This is a genomic window from Cupriavidus basilensis OR16, assembly GCF_000243095.1.
Lineage (GTDB): Bacteria > Pseudomonadota > Gammaproteobacteria > Burkholderiales > Burkholderiaceae > Cupriavidus > Cupriavidus basilensis_D.
Genome location: NZ_AHJE01000148.1, coordinates 1 through 18,461, shown reverse-complemented (window position 1 = coordinate 18,461; position 18,461 = coordinate 1). Strand labels below are relative to the sequence as shown.

13 protein-coding genes and 5 pseudogenes are annotated in these 18,461 nt (G+C 67.9%); 8 read left to right on the top strand and 10 right to left on the bottom strand.

Going from position 1 to position 18,461, the window contains the following annotated elements; genetic code table 11:
- From OR16_RS36140 to OR16_RS48590, 5 genes and pseudogenes are all read left to right on the top strand, one after another.
- Positions 1-725 (top strand): annotated as a pseudogene (locus OR16_RS36140) (ABC transporter ATP-binding protein); the annotation flags it as partial.
- Complete coding sequence (locus tag OR16_RS36135; protein ID WP_006163968.1) at positions 722-1,759, top strand: ABC transporter ATP-binding protein; 1,038 nt, start codon at positions 722-724, stop codon at positions 1,757-1,759. The pseudogene OR16_RS36140 and the gene OR16_RS36135, both read left to right, overlap by 4 nt.
- 49 nt (positions 1,760-1,808) lie before the next feature.
- Positions 1,809-3,383, top strand: a complete 1,575-nt coding sequence (locus OR16_RS36130) for an ABC transporter substrate-binding protein (protein ID WP_006163967.1) — start codon at positions 1,809-1,811, stop codon at positions 3,381-3,383.
- Positions 3,384-3,395: 12 nt separating this feature from the next.
- A complete protein-coding gene (locus tag OR16_RS36125) occupies positions 3,396-4,694 on the top strand; it encodes an acyl-CoA thioesterase/bile acid-CoA:amino acid N-acyltransferase family protein (RefSeq protein WP_006163965.1) in 1,299 nt (432 codons plus the stop codon).
- Between the two features lie 60 nt (positions 4,695-4,754).
- A pseudogene (locus OR16_RS48590) lies at positions 4,755-5,875 on the top strand (CMD domain protein).
- A gap of 31 nt (positions 5,876-5,906) precedes the next feature.
- On the opposite strand, the gene OR16_RS36110 reads toward OR16_RS48590, so the two are convergent.
- From OR16_RS36110 to OR16_RS46845, 3 genes and pseudogenes are all read right to left on the bottom strand, one after another.
- Positions 5,907-6,296 carry a cupin domain-containing protein gene (locus tag OR16_RS36110; RefSeq protein WP_006163961.1) on the bottom strand — a complete coding sequence of 130 codons (390 nt, stop codon included), beginning with the start codon at positions 6,294-6,296 and terminating at the stop codon, positions 5,907-5,909.
- Positions 6,297-6,337: 41 nt separating this feature from the next.
- A complete protein-coding gene (locus tag OR16_RS36105) occupies positions 6,338-9,496 on the bottom strand; it encodes a DNA translocase FtsK (protein WP_423739709.1) in 3,159 nt (1,052 codons plus the stop codon).
- 106 nt (positions 9,497-9,602) lie between these two features.
- Positions 9,603-9,890, bottom strand: a pseudogene (locus OR16_RS46845) (cell division protein FtsK); the annotation flags it as partial.
- 274 nt (positions 9,891-10,164) lie between these two features.
- Between OR16_RS46845 and OR16_RS36095 the strand changes: the two are divergent.
- Positions 10,165-11,382, top strand: coding sequence for an EAL domain-containing response regulator (locus OR16_RS36095; protein WP_043422511.1), 1,218 nt, complete (start codon positions 10,165-10,167; stop codon positions 11,380-11,382).
- A 17-nt stretch (positions 11,383-11,399) separates the two neighbouring features.
- Here the strand turns inward: OR16_RS36095 and OR16_RS36090 are convergent, their stop codons facing one another.
- Both OR16_RS36090 and OR16_RS36085 read right to left on the bottom strand, forming a co-directional pair.
- Positions 11,400-11,813 carry a DoxX family protein gene (locus OR16_RS36090; RefSeq protein ID WP_006163954.1) on the bottom strand — a complete coding sequence of 138 codons (414 nt, stop codon included), beginning with the start codon at positions 11,811-11,813 and terminating at the stop codon, positions 11,400-11,402.
- Between the two features lie 167 nt (positions 11,814-11,980).
- Positions 11,981-12,937 (bottom strand): LysR family transcriptional regulator, encoded by a 957-nt coding sequence (locus tag OR16_RS36085; protein ID WP_006163952.1) that lies wholly within the window; start codon positions 12,935-12,937, stop codon positions 11,981-11,983.
- A 149-nt stretch (positions 12,938-13,086) separates the two neighbouring features.
- Here OR16_RS36085 and OR16_RS36080 point away from each other — a divergent pair, with 149 nt between their 5' ends.
- Positions 13,087-13,686: an FMN-dependent NADH-azoreductase gene (locus OR16_RS36080; protein ID WP_006163950.1), complete on the top strand. Its 600-nt coding sequence runs from the start codon at positions 13,087-13,089 to the stop codon at positions 13,684-13,686.
- A gap of 357 nt (positions 13,687-14,043) precedes the next feature.
- On the top strand, positions 14,044-15,333 hold the full coding sequence (gene egtB, locus OR16_RS36075; protein WP_006163948.1) for an ergothioneine biosynthesis protein EgtB: 1,290 nt from the start codon (positions 14,044-14,046) through the stop codon (positions 15,331-15,333).
- 96 nt (positions 15,334-15,429) lie between these two features.
- Here the strand turns inward: egtB and OR16_RS36070 are convergent, their stop codons facing one another.
- The 5 genes and pseudogenes from OR16_RS36070 to OR16_RS46830 form a co-directional block, all read right to left on the bottom strand.
- Positions 15,430-16,128 (bottom strand): ankyrin repeat domain-containing protein, encoded by a 699-nt coding sequence (locus tag OR16_RS36070; RefSeq protein WP_100228050.1) that lies wholly within the window; start codon positions 16,126-16,128, stop codon positions 15,430-15,432.
- Positions 16,121-16,916, bottom strand: a pseudogene (locus OR16_RS36065) (TatD family hydrolase). Before OR16_RS36065 ends, OR16_RS36070 begins: the two are co-directional and overlap by 8 nt.
- 94 nt (positions 16,917-17,010) lie before the next feature.
- A complete protein-coding gene (locus tag OR16_RS46840; RefSeq protein ID WP_237717357.1) occupies positions 17,011-17,496 on the bottom strand; it encodes a hypothetical protein in 486 nt (161 codons plus the stop codon).
- Positions 17,497-17,506: 10 nt separating this feature from the next.
- A pseudogene (locus OR16_RS46835) lies at positions 17,507-17,890 on the bottom strand (acyl-CoA dehydrogenase family protein); the annotation flags it as partial.
- The coding region (locus OR16_RS46830; protein ID WP_237717355.1) for an acyl-CoA dehydrogenase family protein at positions 17,890-18,461 on the bottom strand (572 nt) is incomplete at its 5' end. The pseudogene OR16_RS46835 and the gene OR16_RS46830, both read right to left, overlap by 1 nt.

Sequence of the window (18,461 nt, the reverse complement as noted above, 5' to 3'; positions counted from 1 at the left end):
CGCATCGCGATGATCTTCCAGGATCCGATGATGACGCTCAACCCGGTCATGCGGGTGGATGCGCAGATGATCGAGGCCGTGCGTGCCCATAGCCCCGCCAGCCACAAGCAAGCGCGCGAGCTGGCACGCGACACGCTGGGGATGATGGGCATTCCCAGCCCGGAGGAGCGCCTGCGCGCCTATCCGCACCAGCTCTCCGGCGGCATGGCGGCATGCGCCAGCGCGTGGCGATAGCCATCGCCATGCTGCACCGGCCTGACCTGATCATTGCCGACGAGCCCACCACCGCACTGGACGTCACCATCCAGGCGCAGATCCTGTCCGAGGTGCAGAAGCTGGCGCGCCAGCATGGCACCGCGCTGATCTGGATCACGCACGACCTGTCCGTGGTGGCCGGCCTGGCCGATGAAGTGGCCGTGATGTACGCCGGGCGCATCGTGGAGCAAGGGCCGGTCGACGCCGTGCTCGACCATCCGCTGCACCCCTACACCGCCGGCCTGATCGGCAGCCTGCCCAGCCTGAACAAGCGTGGCCAGCGGCTGCGCCAGATCCCCGGCATGACGCCCAACCTGCTATCGATGCCGCCCGGCTGCGCCTTTGCGGCGCGCTGCCCGCGCGTCTCCGAGGCCTGCGAACAGGCGCCCGCCATCACCTCGCCGCAAGCCATGCGCCAGGTGCGCTGCTTCCATCCGGGCCAGCCGGCCATTGCCGCGGAGTTCGCATGAAGCCGACTGAACATGCTGCCGGCGAGCAGCCACGATTGCCCGCCCTGATCGATGCCCGCGCTCTGGCCAAGCGCTTTGGCGAGCACCATCCTGGCCGGTTTGGCCGCGCGCTGCAGCGCATGGGCTGGTCCGAGCCCGCGCCGGTCACGCACGCCGTGGACGGCGTGGACCTGCAGATCCGCCGGGGCGAGGTGGTTGGCCTCGTCGGTGAATCCGGCTGCGGCAAGTCCACGCTTGGCCGCATGGTGGCCGGCCTGCTTCAACCCTCGGCAGGGGAAATCCGCGTGGACGGCCAAAGCGTCGACGGCCTGGACGCCAGCGCCCGCCGCGCATTGCGGCTGAAGATCCAGATGGTGTTCCAGGATCCGTACGCCAGCCTCAACCCGCGCCTGCGCGTGGACCGCATTGTCGGCGAAGGCGCGCGCCTGCACGGCCTGGTGGACGCGGCCGGCTTCGACGACTATGTCAGCGCCCAACTGGAGCGCGCCGGGCTGGACCCGGCCCTGCGCCAGCGCTACCCGCACCAGTTCAGCGGCGGGCAGCGCCAACGCATCGGCATTGCCCGCGCGCTGGCCGTGCAGCCGGAACTGCTGGTATGCGACGAAGCGGTAGCCGCGCTGGACGTATCGATCCAGGCGCAGGTGCTCAACCTGTTCATGGACCTGCGCGAGCAGCTTGGCCTGACCTATCTCTTTATCAGCCACGACCTTGGCGTGGTCGAGCATGTATCGGATCGCGTGGTCATCATGTACCTGGGCCGCGTGGTCGAGAGCGCACCGACCGAAGAGATCTTCCGGCAGGCCAACCACCCGTACACGCAGGCGCTGCTGGCGGAAATCCCCCGCCTGGACTCGCGCCACAAGACCTTCACCGCCATTAAAGGCGAGATCCCCAGCCCACTGGCGCCGCCGCCGGGCTGCCACTTCCATCCGCGCTGCCCGCATGCCATGGCGCGCTGCCGGACCGAGGTGCCGCGCTTGCGCGGCATCGCCGTGAATCACCTGAGCGCGTGCCACCTGAACGACGGCGGCTGACGCGCGCCTTGCCCCTTGTCCCTTCCCATCGCCCCGAGGAAACCCGCTTATGAAACGTCTGCTGACTCTCTCGATCGGTGCCGTTGCCGCCGCCATGCTGTGCGCCGGCGCAGCCTCCGCGCAATCGCTGTCGATCGCATTCGCCGATCCGCTTTCGTCGCTGGACCCGCAACTCAACAACCATGCCGGCGACCGTTCCGTCGACCTGCATTTCTGGGACCTGCTGATCGAGAACAAGGACAACAAGCTGCAACCGGGGCTGGCGCTGTCGTGGAAGTCGCTGGACGACAAGACCTGGGAGTTCAAGCTGCGCCGCGATGTGAAGTGGCAGGACGGCAAGCCCTTCGGCGCGGAGGACGTGATCTTCTCCTACCAGCGCGCGCGCAATGTGCCGGGCAGCGTGGCGTCGTTCTCGGGTTACCTGCGCACCGTGGAATCGGTCACCGCCAAGGACCCGTACACGCTCGTCGTCAAGACCAATATCCCGAACCCTGACCTGCCGCTGAACCTGGCCTCGATCCATATCGTCAGCAAGCACTTGGGCGAGAAGGCCAGCACCGAGGACTACAACAGCGGCCGCGCCGTGGTCGGCACCGGTCCGTACAAGTTCATCTCCTACACGCCGGGCGATCGTGTGATGATGGCGCGCAATGACGGTTACTGGGGCGGCAAGCCGGCCTGGCAGCAGGTCAGCTACCGCTACATCAACAACGGCCCGGCGCGCACCGCCGCACTGTTGTCCGGCGACGTCGACGTGATCGACAAGGTCTCGGTGTCGGACCTGGCCAAGCTCAAGCAATCGCCCAACGTCAGCGTGTTTCCCTATGCCGGCCTGCGCGTGATGCTGCTGCAGCCGAGCTTCAAGCCCGGCCCGAATCCGTACATCACCGACAATGCCGGCAAGCCGCTGGACAAGAATCCGCTGCTGGACGTGCGCGTGCGCCGCGCGCTCTCGCTGGCCATCAACCGCCAGGCCGTGGTGGGCCGCATCCTGCAGAACACCGCCAGCGTGGCCAGCCAGTGGATGCCGAAGAACACCTTCGGCTACAACCCGGAGGTCAAGGACATCCCTTACGATCCCGAGCAGGCCAAGAAGCTGCTGGCCGAGGCCGGGTTCAAGGATGGCTTCAAGCTGACCATCCACGCGCCTAACGACCGCTATCCGCAAGGCCCCGAGACCGCCCAGGCGGTGGCGCAGTTCTGGACCCGCATCGGCGTCAAGACCCAGGTGGAAGTGGTGCCCTGGTCGGTCTACTCGGGCCGCGCCAACAAGAACGAATACGCGGTCAGCATGCTGGCCTGGGGCAACGGCACCGGCGAGGCCAGCTACGCGCTGGTCAATGTGCTGGCCACCGTGGATGCCAAGAAGGGCCTGGGCGCCTCCAACTGGGGCCACTACAGCAACCCGGCCGTGGACAAGACGCTGGACGAATCCACCGCCGAGTTCGACGTGCCCAAGCGCGAGGCCATCCTGCGCCGCTCGGTCAAGCTGGTGTCGGACGACGTGGGTGTGCTGCCGCTCTACCACTACCAGAACATCTGGGCCGCCAAGAAGGGCCTGAAGGTGGCGCCGATGACCAGCGACCGCACCGCGGCGATGATGGTCACGCGCGACGGCAAGTAAGGCGGGGCGAACATGGCACAGCTTCACATCACACCGGCCGACGACCTGATCGACGTCGCGCGGCGAATCTCCGTGACGGGCCTGCGCCCCGGCGCAAGCATCGCCATCGCCACACGCACGCTGCGCGGCCGGGAGCTAGCCTGGGCCAGCGAAGCCACGTTCGTGGCGGACGCCGCCGGCACCGTGGAGCTTGCGCGCGACGCGCCGCTGTCGGGCAGCTACACGGGCGTGAGCCCCATGGGCCTGCTGTGGTCCCAGCGCCCGCTCGATAGCGACAGCCGCGAGCAGTTCCACGCTGACGCCACCCGCCCGCTCGTGACCGAGATCACGGTGCGGGCCGATGGCGCACAAGCACGCGGCGAACTGGTGCAGCGCCTGACGGCTGCCGGCGTGACCCGCCGGGAAGTGCGCGAGGACGGCCTGGTCGGCACGCTTTACCTGCCTGCGGGCCCCGGCCCGCATCCGGCGGTCATGGTGCTCAACGGCTCGGGTGGCGGCATCAACGAACCACGCGCGGCGCTCTATGCCTCGCGCGGGTACGCCGCGCTGGCGTTGGCGTACTTCAAGGCGCCGGGGCTGTCGGACTACATCTCCAACACGCCGCTGGAGTACTTTGAGCGTGGCCTGCGCTGGATCCGCGAACACGTCGGGCCGGCGCACGGTTTCATCGCGCTGTCGGGCCAGTCGCGCGGCGGCGAGCTTGTGCTGCTGCTGGGCGCCACCTTCCCTGAACTGGTCTCGGCTGTGATCGGCTACGTGCCCGGCGCGGTCGTGCACAGCGCGCAGAATGCCGCCGATCCCGCGAGCGGCCGCGAAGGCCCGGCGTGGCTGCACCATGGCAAGCCGCTGCCGCATGTGTGGGAGAACAACCGCACGGCAAGCTGGGCGCCCTTTGATGAAGGCCCGGCGCCCCACCGGCATGAACGCGCCATCCTGACCGCGCTGCAAGACCCCGCAGCGGTGGCGCGCGCCCGCATCCGCGTGGAGGCGATCCGCGGGCCGGTGATGTTGCTGTCGGGCACCGACGACGGCTCCTGGCCTTCCAGCCTGTATTCGCGCATGGTGGTGGACAAGCTGGCCGAGGCCGGGCATGCGCACGACGTCAAGCATCTCGATTTCGAGGCGGCCGGCCACGCCATCCTCTTCCCGTATGTGCCGACCACGCAAATGGTCTACGCGCACCCGGTGTCCCGGCGCATCAGCACCACCGGCGGCACGCCGGCGGCGAATGCCATGGCGGACGAGCAATCGTGGATCGGCGTGCGCGCGTTCCTGGCGCGCGCGGTTGCCAGCCATGCCGGCCAGGCCTGAATCACTGGTCCACTGAGCCACTGAACCACATAACCACTGAGTCAAGACCGAGAACCCATCATGACCCAAGCCAACCCCGCCACCGCCGACGTGGTGGACCACGTAGCCGGCCTTGCCACCGGCTCGGCCACCCACGCACTGCGCCATCAGCGCGAGAAGGTCGCCGCCGCCACGCAGGGCAGCTATGACGCGCTCTTCGACCCCGCCCTGCCCGGCCTGCCGCTGACCGAGCGCCTGCTGGTGGCGCTCTACGCCGCGCGCCTGACGCCCGCGCCGGAGCTGGTGGCGCATTACACCGAGCGCCTGGCCGGCGCCGGCGCCGACGCCGCCGTGGTCGCCGTGGCCGGGCAAGGCGATCTGGCGTCGCTCGCCGATCCGCGCCTGCGCGCCATCCTCGCCTTCACCCGCACCTTGATCGAGAACCCGGTAGCGGGCGACGAAGCCGCCCTCAAAGCCCTGCCCGCCGCCGGCCTGGCCACGCCCGACGTGGTGACGCTGGCGCAGCTGATCGCCTTCCTGTCCTACCAGGTGCGCCTGGTAGCTGGCTTGAAGGCCCTGAAGACCCTGCAATCCCAGGAGGCCGCAGCATGAGCGAACCCATCAAGGCAAATGGCTTCACCAACGAAGTGCTGGACTGGAAGGCCTGGCTGGATGTGGTCCAGGTGGACCAGGCCACGCCCGCGCAGATCGCGGTGCTGGAAGAAAGCCACCCCAAGGCCAAGGTGTCGGACTACTACCTGTTCCTGGTCCACCAGCCCGAGATCCTGCGCCAGCGCTCCACCGCCTTCAACGCCATCATGTACGCCCCCGGCGGCATGGCGCGCGCCGAGCGCGAGCTGGCCAGCACGGTGGTGTCGCGCATCAACGGTTGTGTGTACTGCGCGTCGGTCCATGCCCAGCGCTTTGAGCAATTGGCCAAACGCAACGATGTGATCACGCAGGTCTTCGAGGATCCGCATACGGCGGGCACCACCGCGCGCGAGCAGGCGATCTCGGCATTCTCGATCGAGCTGACCGAGCGGCCGGATGCGGTCAACGCCGACAGCTTGCGCGCGCTGCGCGAGGTGGGCGTGAGCGATGCCGAGATCCTCGACCTGATTCACTCGATCGCTATCTTTGCGTGGGCTAACCGGTTGATGCTGAACCTGGGGGAGCCGGTATTTCCGGCGCAAGGAAGCTAAGGCGGGAAGCTCAGGCGGGAAACCGACGCTGTCAGCCCCGCGCGCCTGGTTCGCAATGGACCGCAAGCCAGACGGTCGGCTGGGCGGCATCGGTCCATGCCACGCGATGCCGGCAATGCGCCGGCAGGTGCAGATAATCGCCGGGCGCAAGCGTGCGCGGCCCGGCCTCGCCATCCAGATGCAGGCCGGCGCGGCCGCTGACCAGCAGCACCCATTCATCCTGCGCGCTGTCGTACCAGAAGCCCTCTGGGCTGGCCTGGCCGTTCGAGACGATGCGTTCGATCTTCAGGCCGGGCCGCTCCAGCAAGGCTTCGAAGCGCTCGGCAGTCCGGTCCACCGGCACCTGCGCCAGCAGGTTGCCCTGCGGCACGGGCGGCGGGTTGCCCTGCGGCACGGGCGGCGGGTTGCCCTTGGCATCCATCATCGTCTCCTGGCAGGCGCCACGCCTGCCCTTATTCGCCCTTATTCGCCCGGACCTGGCGCAAGCACGTCGCGCGCGCCGTTGCGGCCCATCGGCGAAACCAGCCCTGCCACTTCCATCTGCTCGATCAGGCGCGCGGCACGGTTGTAGCCGATGCGCAACTGGCGCTGCACGGCGGAAATCGACGCGCGGCGGCTGGTGAGCACGAAGGAGGCGGCTTCGTCGTACAACGGATCGGCCTCCACATCGCCACCGCCTTCGCCGAACAGGTCGGCACCGGCGGCTTCGGCGGGATCGCCGGCGAGGATGGCTTCATCGTAGTCGGGCTCGCCGAACTGCTTCCAGTGCTCCACCACGCGATGCACTTCATCATCGGCCACAAAGGCGCCGTGCACACGTTGCGGATAACCGGTGCCCGGCGGCAGGAACAGCATGTCGCCCTGCCCCAGCAAGCTCTCGGCGCCCATCTGGTCGAGGATGGTGCGCGAGTCGATCTTGGACGAGACCTGGAAGGCCACCCGGGTCGGGATGTTGGCCTTGATCAGGCCGGTGATCACGTCCACCGAGGGGCGCTGCGTGGCCAGGATCAGGTGAATGCCGGCGGCGCGCGCCTTCTGCGCCAGCCGTGCGATCAGTTCTTCGATCTTCTTGCCGGCCACCATCATCAGGTCGGCCAGCTCGTCGATCACCACCACGATGAACGGCAGCGTGCGCAGCGGCTCGGGCGCATCGGGCGTGAGCGAGAACGGGTTGGGCACATGCTCGCCCGCAGCCTCGGCGGCGCGGATCTTCTGGTTGAAGCCGGCCAGGTTGCGCACGCCCAGCGCCGACATCAGGCGATAGCGCTTTTCCATTTCGCCCACGCACCAGTTGAGCGCGTGCGCGGCCTGCTTCATGTCGGTCACCACCGGCGAGAGCAGGTGCGGAATGCCTTCGTAGACCGACAGCTCCAGCATCTTGGGGTCGATCATGATCAGGCGCACATCGTCCGGCGTGGCCTTGTACAGCAAGGACAGGATCATGGCGTTGACCGCCACGGACTTGCCCGAGCCGGTCGTGCCGGCCACCAGCAGGTGCGGCGCGCGCGCGAGATCGGTCACCACCGGATTGCCGGTGATGTCCTTGCCCATCGCCAGCACCAGGTGCGAGTGATGGCCGAGGAACGACGAGGCGGCCACGATCTCGGACAGGCGGATCATCTGGCGCCGCGCGTTCGGCAACTCCAGCCCCATGCAGGTCTTGCCGGGAATGGTCTCGACCACGCGGATCGAGGTCACGCCCAGCGCCCGCGCCAGGTCCTTCATCAGGCCCACTACCTGCGCGCCGCGCACACCCATGGCGGGATCCACCTCGAAGCGCGTGATGACCGGGCCGGCCGAGGCGCCGACCACCGACACCGGCACCTTGAACTCCGCCAGGCGCTGCGCGATCAGGTTGCCGGTTTCCTGCAACTGTTCCTCGGTCACCTGCTGGATGTCGGCCGTGGCGGCTTCCAGCAGGCCAAGGTCCGGCAGGCGGTAGTCCGAAATACGGGATGGCGGCGGGGTCACGGCAATGACTTGCGACGCCGGCACCGCGCTCGCTGCGGGCGCCGCGGGTGCCGCGGATACGGGGGCCGCCGGCGCATTGAGCGCCACCACCTTGCCGACCACGGCCTGCAGCACGATGCGGGGCTTGGGCGCTGGCGGCGTGGCCGGCAGCGGGGCAGGCGCTTCGGCTACTTCTAGTGCGGGCTCCGGGGCTGGAGCACTGTCCTTGCTGTGGTGCTCGACCAGCAGGTTGGCATCGACAACGCTTTCGATAATCTCGTCTTCCGTGGCCGCTTCGGATACGGCCGCGGGCTCGATTTCCGAGTCGATTTCGGCGTCGGCCTGCGCATCCGCAATGAACACGAGACTGGGAGCGGCGACTGCCTGCGAAGCGGCCGGTGCGTCCACTTCCGCCTCGGCTTGGGTTTCGGCCTCGACTTCGACGTCGGTTTCGGCTTCGGCTTCGGCCTCCGTGTCCACTGCCGGCTCGGCAGCGCCTTCCGGCTCCCGAGCGATTACCGGTTCGCCTGCCTCGTCTGCCAGGGGAGCATCCGCCAGCGCAACCACCTCGGGCTCGGCCGGGACTGCTGCTTCCGTATCCACGGCGGCCGGTTCGGCGACGACGTCGAGGCTGGCTTCGGTTGTGACTTCAACCGGCTGTTCGATCGATGCTTCAGCCGCGACCGGCGCAGCTTGCTCGCTGGCCGCATCGGCAACAACACCAGCGACAACACCGGCCGCCGCCGCGGCAGGCCGCGTCGACGTCCAGGCGCTGGTCAGTGCGGCCAGTTCCGCCATCAGCGCCTCGGCTTCCAGGCGGAGTTCATCCAGCGTCACGGGGAGCGTCTCGGTTTCGCCGGCGGATGCAGCGCGCGGTTCGGCAACCTGCGGCGCGTCAGCGGGTGCGGCGGCGGGCATGGCAACATCCTCGGGAGACAGCACCGCCACGGCCTGCGGCTCGGCGGAGACTGCCTCGGCCTCCAGCACTGCGGCTTCCTGCGCCTGGACCGCCGGCTTCTCAGCCTCCGCCGGCCGCGCTTGCACGGCCGCAGCCTGTTCGCTGTCCTGCTCGCGTGCGCCGTTGTCCTGCGTGACTGGCACAACAATCGGCACAACAACCGGCATGACAACCGGCGGCAACGCGGCGGCCGTCGTCACGCTGGTTGCCGCAGCGGGCTGGGCGGGTCGCGCATTGGCTTCCGGCAACGTCGTGATGGCCGAGCGCGGGCTCGCCTGCGGTTGGCGCACGGGGCTGCTGGCCACGGCCGCGCGAGCCTGCGCTGCCGCCGCAGCCGCTGCGGCAGCCGATACCGTCATGGATGCCGTGCGCGCGGTTGCCGGGCTGGGGGCTTGCGGCTGCCTGGGGGGGCGCATCGGCGCCGGCCTGACCTGCGCCTTCACTGCAGGAGGCGGAGCAACGGTTGCAGGCGCCTCTGGCTTGGCGGCGCCCGGCGGCCCGGCCTGTTGCAGCCAGATCTCGCCCGGCTGCGGCGGCGAATTGCGGGTGCGCGCCGGCGGCTGCCAGACCGCCTGGCGCCGCGCCGATACGGCTTCGATGCCCTTGTGGCGCGGCACGTAATCGGTCGAGCCCGGTGCGGCGGCATGCGTGGCGCCCAGGTGGGTGGTCTCCCAGCTGTCCGGCTCGCGCGTAGCGCGGGCGGGCGTTCGCAGGGGCTGGCTCGGCCTCGTCCGGTTCCGGCAGGCTGGGCTTGCGCAGGAACAGGCTGCGCCAGGTTTCGCCGAACACCATCGGCGCGGCCAGGGCCAATACGCCCAGCATCAGCAGCAGGCTCGCGCTCCAGCCTAGCATGCCGGATACCAGGGTGCCCAGCGCCCGCCCGGCGCTGCCGCCCGACGTGCTGCCGGCCATGCCGCCCTCGCCCGCGGCGCCTGTCAGCGCTTCAAGCGAAGCGCTTGCGCACAGCACGATCAACGTGCCAAGCCATACGCGCAGCGTGCCGCGCCCACTGAAGAACCGGCGCTCGCCGGCGAGCAGTCGCGCCGCCTGGCGCCACACCAGCGGCACAAGCCACAAGGTCGAAAATCCGAACCAGCCAAAACCCATTATCGAAACGCCATCATCAAATACCTCGGGCGACGATTGTAGCGGGTCTGGGCGCGGCGTTTCCGCACATGATGGCGCGCGCAACGGAATATCGCCTGATTTGCAGTACCAAGCGCCCTCCCCCGCCACGCCAGGCAAGCGCGCCGCCGTCGACATCCACCCGCGCAAAGGCGTGTCCGCAGCGCATCATGTGCGCTACTATGGACGAAGCCTGCCTCGAATCCCGTCGACCATCCCGTCCACCCGCCCTCATCGGCCCGATCGCCAGCCAACCATGCAGACGCGCTACGCCGGACTGTCCGCCCTGGTGGTCGATGACCACCCGTTCCAGTTGCTGGCGGCGGAGCAATTGCTGACCCAGCTTGGCGTCAGCGACGTGCATTGCGCCGCCGATGGCCGCAGCGCGCTGGACCTGCTGGCCGCGCGCAAGGTCGACCTCGTACTCTGTGATATCGAAATGCCGGGGCTCAACGGGCCGGGCATGATGGACGAGCTGACCCGGCGCAAGGACCACGCCTTCGCCGGCGCCCAACCCCTGTGGGTATGGGTGTCCGCGCTGCAGGAGGACATCATCGATTCCCACGTGAGCCTGGCCGACTCGGTGGGCCTTGCCCATGTGCGCGCGGTGCGCAAGCCGATCTCGGCAGTGGTGCTGGAAGAAATCCTGCAAGATACGCTGGAGCGCGACCTCACCGCCGAAGTCCCCGCGTTCGCGCCAAACCAGCCGGACGATCGCGACCTGCTGGCCGCAATGCAGACGCCCGGCGCCATCCTTATCATGCTGCAGCCGCAGTTCAGGATCAGCACCGGCGCGCTGGCCGGCGCGGAAGCGCTTTGCCGTTGGCGCCATCCGACCTTGGGCCTGATCCGGCCAGACTTGTTCATCCCGAGACTCGAGGCGCTGGGCGAGGCCGATGCGATCTTCCAACTGGCGGGCCAGCAATGCCTGGCGGTGCAGCGCCAGTTGCTGGCGCGCGGCGTGCGCATCCCGCTGAGCATCAATGCTTCCGCCCAGACCTTGTGCCGCCCGGGTGTGCTTGGCGCATTCGATGCCATGGTGGAAGCCAGCGGCATGCCGCGCCAGTTGCTCAACATCGAACTGACCGAGGGCTACCCGGTCAATGACACCCGCGCCCTGTCGATTGCGCTGAACCGGCTGCGCCTGCTTGGCTACGGTGTGGCCATCGATGATTTCGGGATCGGCATCGCCACCCTCAAGCTGCTCGCGGACCTGCCCTTTACCCAGATCAAGCTGGACCGCTCGTTCGTGGTGGCGGTGCCCGGCAACGGCCAGCGCGCGGCGATCTGCCGCAACGTCATCAACCTCGCGCGCGATCTCAAGCTGGAGTGCGTGGCCGAGGGCATAGAAACCCCCGCGCAGCGCGACGCGCTGCAAGCGCTGGGCTGCGACCTTGGCCAGGGCTACCTGTGGTCCCCCGCGCTGCCGCCCGACATGTTCGTGGCCGAGGCGCTGGGCCGCTGGACGCCCTGAGGGCGCCCCCGGCTAGGCTAGTTCCACTTGCCGTTGACGCCGCCCATGCTCAGGCGCCCCGCGCCTAGCAGCGCGACCGCGATGGCACCGCCCAGGAACATCGCTTGCAGTTCCAGGGCCCAGCCACCGGTGTCGGCCAACATGCCTAGTTGCTTCATGTGGACGAGGCCCACCGCCACCAGCATGTTGACGGCGACGATCAGCGCGGCGACCCGGCTCCACAAGCCAAGGATCAGCAGGACCGGCGCCACCACTTCCCCGATGTAGACACCATAGGCCAGCACCACCGGCAGGCCGGCCTGCGTCACCACCTGCGTCACGAACCCCGGCCCGGCGATGAGCTTGGAGATCCCGTGCAGCAGGACCAGCGCGCCGAGCACAATGCGCAGTACCGCCTTGCCCAGGTCCTGCGATGGCTGAGAACCACTCATGATCGTCACTCCTTGTCCGATCCAAAAAACGAAAGCGCCAATGTGCCACCCGGCGCTGAAGCGCCTTTGGCTCCACGCGCGGCAAGCATATTTACCTTAGTGCGCCGCGCCGTGAAGGTAAAGGCACAAGTTGCGCCGGCACGTCATCGCGCTCGCCCGGGCGCGCCTCAGATCTGCCCGACAGGCCGGTGCATGCTCGGCTGGCGCGGCGGCTGCATACCCGCCTTGCGGGCCGTCTCGGGCAGGATGTCGGCAAGGAAATCCAGGAAGCGCCGCAGCGCCGGCGGCATGCCCTTGCGCGAGGGGAACACCGCGTGCAGCGTCCCGACCGGCATGATCCAGTGCGGTAGCAGCACCTCCAGCTCCCCGCTCTCGATGGCATCGCGGCAGAACATGCGCGGCAACATCGCCACGCCCACGCCCGCGATGGCCGCCGCGCGCAGCAGGGCGAATTCGTCGGTGACCAGGCGCGGATCGTACGGCACGTGGATGGACTGCCCGGTATTGCAGGTCAGCGTCCAGACGTGCTTGCCATCGTGCGGCTTCTGGTTGACGCCCGGCATGCCGTCCAGCGCCTCGGGCGTGCGCGGGCGGCCAATGCTGTCCAGCAGCGCCGGGCTGGCTACCAGCATGAGCGGGCTTTCGCCGTAGGTGCGCACCACCAGCGACGAGTCGTCCATCACTTCGCGCACCCGCAGCGCCAGGTCGAAGCCTTCGGCAATCACGTCCACGCGGCGGTTGGTGGCTTCCATTTCGATGCGCACGCCGGGATTGGCCTGCATGAAATGCCCGATGGCCGGCGCCAGCAAGCTCTGGGCAATCGCCACTGGGCAACTCACGCGCAAGGTGCCCCCCGGCTGATCACGCGCCTGATCGATCACTTCACGCGCCGCTTCCGCTTCCGCCAGCATGGCGCGGCAGCGCTCGTAGTAGGCCTCGCCGATCGGCGTCACGCGCACTTGCCGGGTGGTCCGGCGCAACAGTTGCACGCCCAGGTCGCGCTCCAGCTGCGCGATGCGCCGGCTGAGCCGGGATTTAGGCACGCCGCTGGCGCGGCTCGCGGCGGAAAAACTGCCGTGCTGGACCACCTGGGCAAACAGCGAAAGATCGTTCAGGTCTTGCATGGGACATCCTTGGCGGAAGGAGCGCGCCAGATTAGCAGCCGGCTGGCGTTCTGTCTCTGGAACAATAAGTTCTATTTTGCCCCACTACCGGCATCAATGGCGGACCGCTATCTTTCATTCATCCAAACCGAACCCCAGTGGAGATGAACATGAAGATCTTGCAAATCGACTCGAGCGTACTTGGCGGCCATTCCGCTTCCCGCAGCCTGACCGCCAAGGTGGTCGCCGACCAGCGCGCCAAGCACCCCGAAGCCACCCTGACCGTGCGCGACCTGGACCTGGACGCGCCGGCGCACCTGTCCGGCGCGCTGCTGCCCGTGCTGGGTGGTCCGAAGGACCTCAACGCCGTGCAGGAAGCCGAGCTGCAACGTACCGAAGCCTTCCTCAAGGAATTCCTCGAAGCCGACGTGCTGGTGGTAGGCGTGCCGCAATACAACTTCGGCATCCCCAGCCAGCTCAAGTCCTGGATTGACCGCATCGCCCAGGCTGGCCGCACCTTCAAGTACACCGAGACCGGCCCGGTCGGCCTGGCTGGCGGCAAGCGCGTGATCGTGGTGTCGTCGCGCGGCGGCGTGCGCCAGGATGCCAACGCCCTGGACCTGCATGAGCAGACCGTCGACGTGGTGTTCCGCTTCCTGGGCATCACCGACATCACGTACGTGCGTGCCCACGGCCTGGCCATGGGTCCGGAAGCCCGCGAAGCCAGCCTGGTCGCCGCCAACGGCGCCGTGGCAGCCCTGGCAGCTTGATCGCTTGATCGCCTGATCCCTGATCGCCACCCAGCGGCCTTGCGCCGCCACGGCATCAGGTAAAGCGCCCGCCCGCAGTCATGCCGGCGGGCGCTTTGCGTGTGGGGCCCGCTGCTTGCGGCGCGCGCCCCCCGCCACGGATTCGTGCAGGCGCGAGCCTGCTATGCCCACCGCGCGATCGGGTCTATGATGATTGCGAACGCCTGAGCAGTTTCGGTGCATGTCCAACCAGGGGGAAGCCCGCGCGGCCTTGTTGTGCTGGCCTGGGTCGGAACCTGTCCGTAATCCACACGCCACGGCCAGCCGCCGCCCAAAGCGGTAGCCGCGGCAGATGCATAGTCCGATCCGGGAGCCCGCATGTCCTCTGCCCTGCTGCCTGCCAGCGCCGTGCATCCGCCGCACGAGCCGGCCCTGCTTGCGCGGTACCGCCACATCCGCTCGGCCACCGAGGCCATGGTCGCCGACCTGACCGACGCCGACGCCACGGTGCAATCGATGGACGACGCCAGCCCCGCCAAATGGCACCTGGCGCATACCACCTGGTTCTTCGAAGAGTTCGTGCTGACGGCACGTATCCCGGACTACGAGCCGGTCGACCCACAGTACCGCTACCTGTTCAACTCCTATTACGAATCCGTCGGCGCGCGCCACCCGCGGCCACGCCGTGGCCTGCTGTCGCGGCCGTCGCTTGATGAGGTCCTGGCTTACCGCGAGGCGGTCGACGAAACCATGCTAGGGCTGCTGACCCGCGCGCAGACGGACGCCGAGGCGGCGCTGATCGAGTTGGGCCTGAATCATGAGCAACAGCACCAGGAACTGCTGCTGACAGACATCCTGCACCTGTTCGCGCAGAACCCGCTGAAGCCGGCCTTCGCGCCCGAACTGCTGGCACCCGTGATCGCCGACCCGCGCCCGGCGGCGGAATGGATCCGCTTTGCCGGCGGCGTGGTCGCCATCGGCCATGACCGCGACGGCTTTGCCTTCGATTGCGAAGGCCCGCGGCACAACGTGCTGCTGCAGCCTTACCAGCTGTGCTCGCACCCGGTCACCAACCACCAGTGGTTTGAATTCATCGAGGACGGCGCCTACCGAACCGCCGGGCTGTGGTTGTCGGACGGATGGCGCTGGGTATGCGAGCAGGGTATCGAGGCGCCGCTGTACTGGGAGGAGCGCGAAGGCACGTGGTGGCAGATGAGCCTGCGCGGCATGCAGCCGGTGGATCCGGACAGCCCGGTCACGCATATCAGCTTCTATGAGGCCGATGCCTTTGCCCGCTGGGCCGAGCGCCGCCTGCCAACCGAGGCGGAATGGGAGCACGCCGCGCGCAACCTGCCGGCTACCGGAAATTTTGTCGAGGGACGCGTGCTGCGGCCGCTGCCCGATCGCCAAAATACCTCCGGCGTGCTGCGGCAGATGTTCGGCGACGTGTGGGAATGGACCGCCAGCCCCTTCCAGCCCTACCCGGGCTTCCGGCCCAGCGCGGGTGCGGTGGGGGAATACAACGGCAAGTTCATGTGCAGCCAGATGGTGCTGCGCGGCGGCTCCTGCGTCACGCCGGAATCGCATATCCGCGCCAGCTACCGCAACTTCTTCTACCCGCACCAGCGCTGGCAGTTCACCGGCGTGCGCCTGGCGGACGACGCCTGAACGCCTGAGCGCCTGAGCGCTTGGGCGCATGCCCGCTCAAGCAAGCGCCAAGCAAAAACGCGCCGGGTTTCAGCCCGGCGCGTTTTCTTCCTGCTGTCAGTTCCAGCCCTTTTGCGGAGGCTGCGAACTTAGCGGCGTCTGCGGATACAGCTTCTGCCAGCGCGACTTCAGCCCCTGCGCGATCTCCTTCTGGTGATAGCGCTCGGCGAAATCGATCACCGTCATGCCCTGCTGGTTCTTCAGGCGCATGTCGGCGCCTTCGTCCAGCAGCAACTTGACCGTCTCGATATGCCCGCCGCGCGCCGCCATCATCAGCGGCGTGCTGCCATTGGGGCTTTCGGCGTCGATATAGGCGGCGTGGTCGACCAGGAACTTGACGATCTCGTTGTTGCCGTTGGTCGCCGCGTAATGCAGCGGCGTCCAGCCTGTCTTGTTGATCTCGGCCTCCATCTGGTCGACCATCAGCTTGACCAGGCCCAGCTCGTTCTGCAGGCTGGCCATCATCAGCGGCGTCTCGCCGGCCGCATTGGCCTTGTCGAAATCGATATCCTTGGCGCGGATCAGCACCTCCGCCACCTTCAGCGACTTCTCGCGCAATGCCACCACCAGCATGGGATTGCCCTTGGCATCCACCAGGTTGGGGTCGACTCCGCGCGCCAGCATCTTCTGGGCAGCCTTGACGTCATCGAACTCCACCGCATGGCGCATATCGTCGACAGGCGTTGCCCAGGCCACAGCGCCAACCAGCATCGCCGCAACGGCGGCGAGGTGCCGGACAGTTTTCATGTTAAGCATGAGATTTCCTATCTATATGCTTGAAAAGACTGAAGAAATTATCTGAAGTACGTTCCGCAAGCTCCTCAACCGGCATGCCACGCAGGTTGGCGATGAACTCGCCCACATGGCGCACCCATGCGGGCTGGTTGGTCTTGCCGCGATATGGCACGGGCGCCAGGTAGGGCGAATCGGTCTCGATCAGCATGCGCTCCAGCGGGATCTTGCGCGCCGTTTCCTGCAATTCCACCGCATTCTTGAATGTGACGATACCGGAGAATGAGATATGGAAGCCCTCGTCCAGCGATTGCCGGGCCACCTCCCAGTTCTCGGTGAAGCAATGCATCACCCCGCCGGCTTCGCCCGCGCTTTCCTCGCGCATCACGCGCAAGGTGTCTTCGGCGGACGAACGGGTATGGATGATCAGGGGCTTGCCGGTCTGCCGCGCGGCGCGGATATGGGTGCGGAAACGCTCCCGCTGCCATTCCATGTCGGCGATGCTGCGGCCTTCCAGCCGGTAGTAATCGAGCCCGGTCTCGCCGGGTACCAACCACTCGCGGATGCGCCGACAGCGTCAGCAGGCGCTCCAGCGTGGGCTCCTCGCCCTCCTCATAGTCGGGATGCACCCCGACGGTGGCGTACAGGTGTGGATGTTGCTCGGCGAGTGCCAGCACGCGCGGAAAATCCTCGAGCGTGACCGAGATGCACAGGGCATGCGACACCTGGTTGGCGCGCATGTTCTCCAGCAATTCGGGCAGGCGCGCGGCCAGGTCGGGGAAATCTAGATGGCAGTGGGAATCGACAAACATTGGGGCGGTTTCCGGATAGAGACGCCGCCGCTGGCAGCGCCACCCGCCATTGTATCCGGTCGCACCCCCGGGCCAGCCGCGCGCCTGGCCCTGATCAGCCAGGCGCGAGCGCCGCGCAGGCTTGTTCCAGTGTCAGCGGCGCCGTGTCCAGCAGCAAGCGGCAAGCGGCAGGCTCGCCCGCGTCGTCCGGGCCAGCCAGCGGGTCGGAAGGCAGCAGCCGTTGGCGGAGCAGCGCGTCGGCCAGCAGCAGCCGGCGCGCGTCGACGCCTGGCCGTGTGGCTTCCCAGGCCATCAGGATGGCCGCGCTGGCGTGGTAGAGGGCACTCGCGGCGCGCCGGCTCTCGGCCTCGTGCCGGGCCTGGCCGGCCACGGCTTCGGCCAGCGCGGCGGCGCCTTGCCAGGCCTGCCACAGGGCCTGGCGCAGTGTTGCCGGGAGGCGTGCCGCCTGCTCCAGGCGCTCGGCCAGCAGGTTGCCAAGGGCATGATGGGCGCCTTCCTTTCCCACCGCCCGCTGAATGGCGTCCAGCGCATTGATATTGCTGGTGCCCTCCCACAGCCCACAGCACGCCGATATGGGCATCCCTGACCAGCCGCGCGTTGACGAAATCCTCGATATAGCCGTTGCCGCCGCGCACTTCCATGGCGCCGGTCGCGACCACGATATTGTCCCGGCACGTGCGCAGCTTGATCAGCGGCGTCAGCAGGCGCAACGCTTGCCGCGCCGTGGCAGCGCCCGCATCCTCGTCCTCGCTGGCGCAGCGCATGGCATCGGCCGTGGCCATGACCATCGACAAGGCTGCCTCGGTGGGCACCATGAGCTTCAGCAATTGCCGGCGCAGCAGCGGGTGGCCGATGATTTCCTGCCCAAAGGCGGCGCGGTGCCGCGCGGCCTGCAAGGCTTCGTTCAGGCAACGGCGCATCATGGCCGCGGCGCGCACCGCGTGCGACAGGCGGGACAGGTTGACCTGCTCCATCATCTGCTTGAGGCCCTGGTCCAGCGCGCCGACCGGATAAGCCAGCGCGCCTTCGAGCCTGACCTCGCCGCTCGCCATCGAGCGCGTGCCCAGCTTGTCCTTGAGACGGACGATGCGATAAGCATTGCGGCTGCCATCGTCAAGCCGGCGCGGCAGCGCGACAGCGCAAGGCCACGGGTGCCGCCAGGCGCGCCTTCGGGCCGCGCCAGCAGCAGGACCACGTCCGCGTCGGCATGCGAGCAGAACCATTTCTCGCCATACAGGCGCCACTGGCCACCCTCCTCCCGCGCTATGGTCTCGATCGCGCCGACGTCCGAGCCGCCGGCCTTCTCGGTCATGAACCTGCCTTTCCAGAGCGAGCCCAGGTCGGGTGACAGCATCCTGGGCAACAGCTTTTGCTGCAAGGCCGGGCTGCCGAATTTGCGGATCAGGTGGATCGAAGTGTCGGTCACGCTGATCGGGCACATCTGGCCGAACTCGGATTGGACGAACAGGTACTGGAAGGCGTACTTGGCCGCCGGCGGCAGGGGCGCGTCGCACCCCAGCACGCCCGCGCGGTGGCCCATGGCGT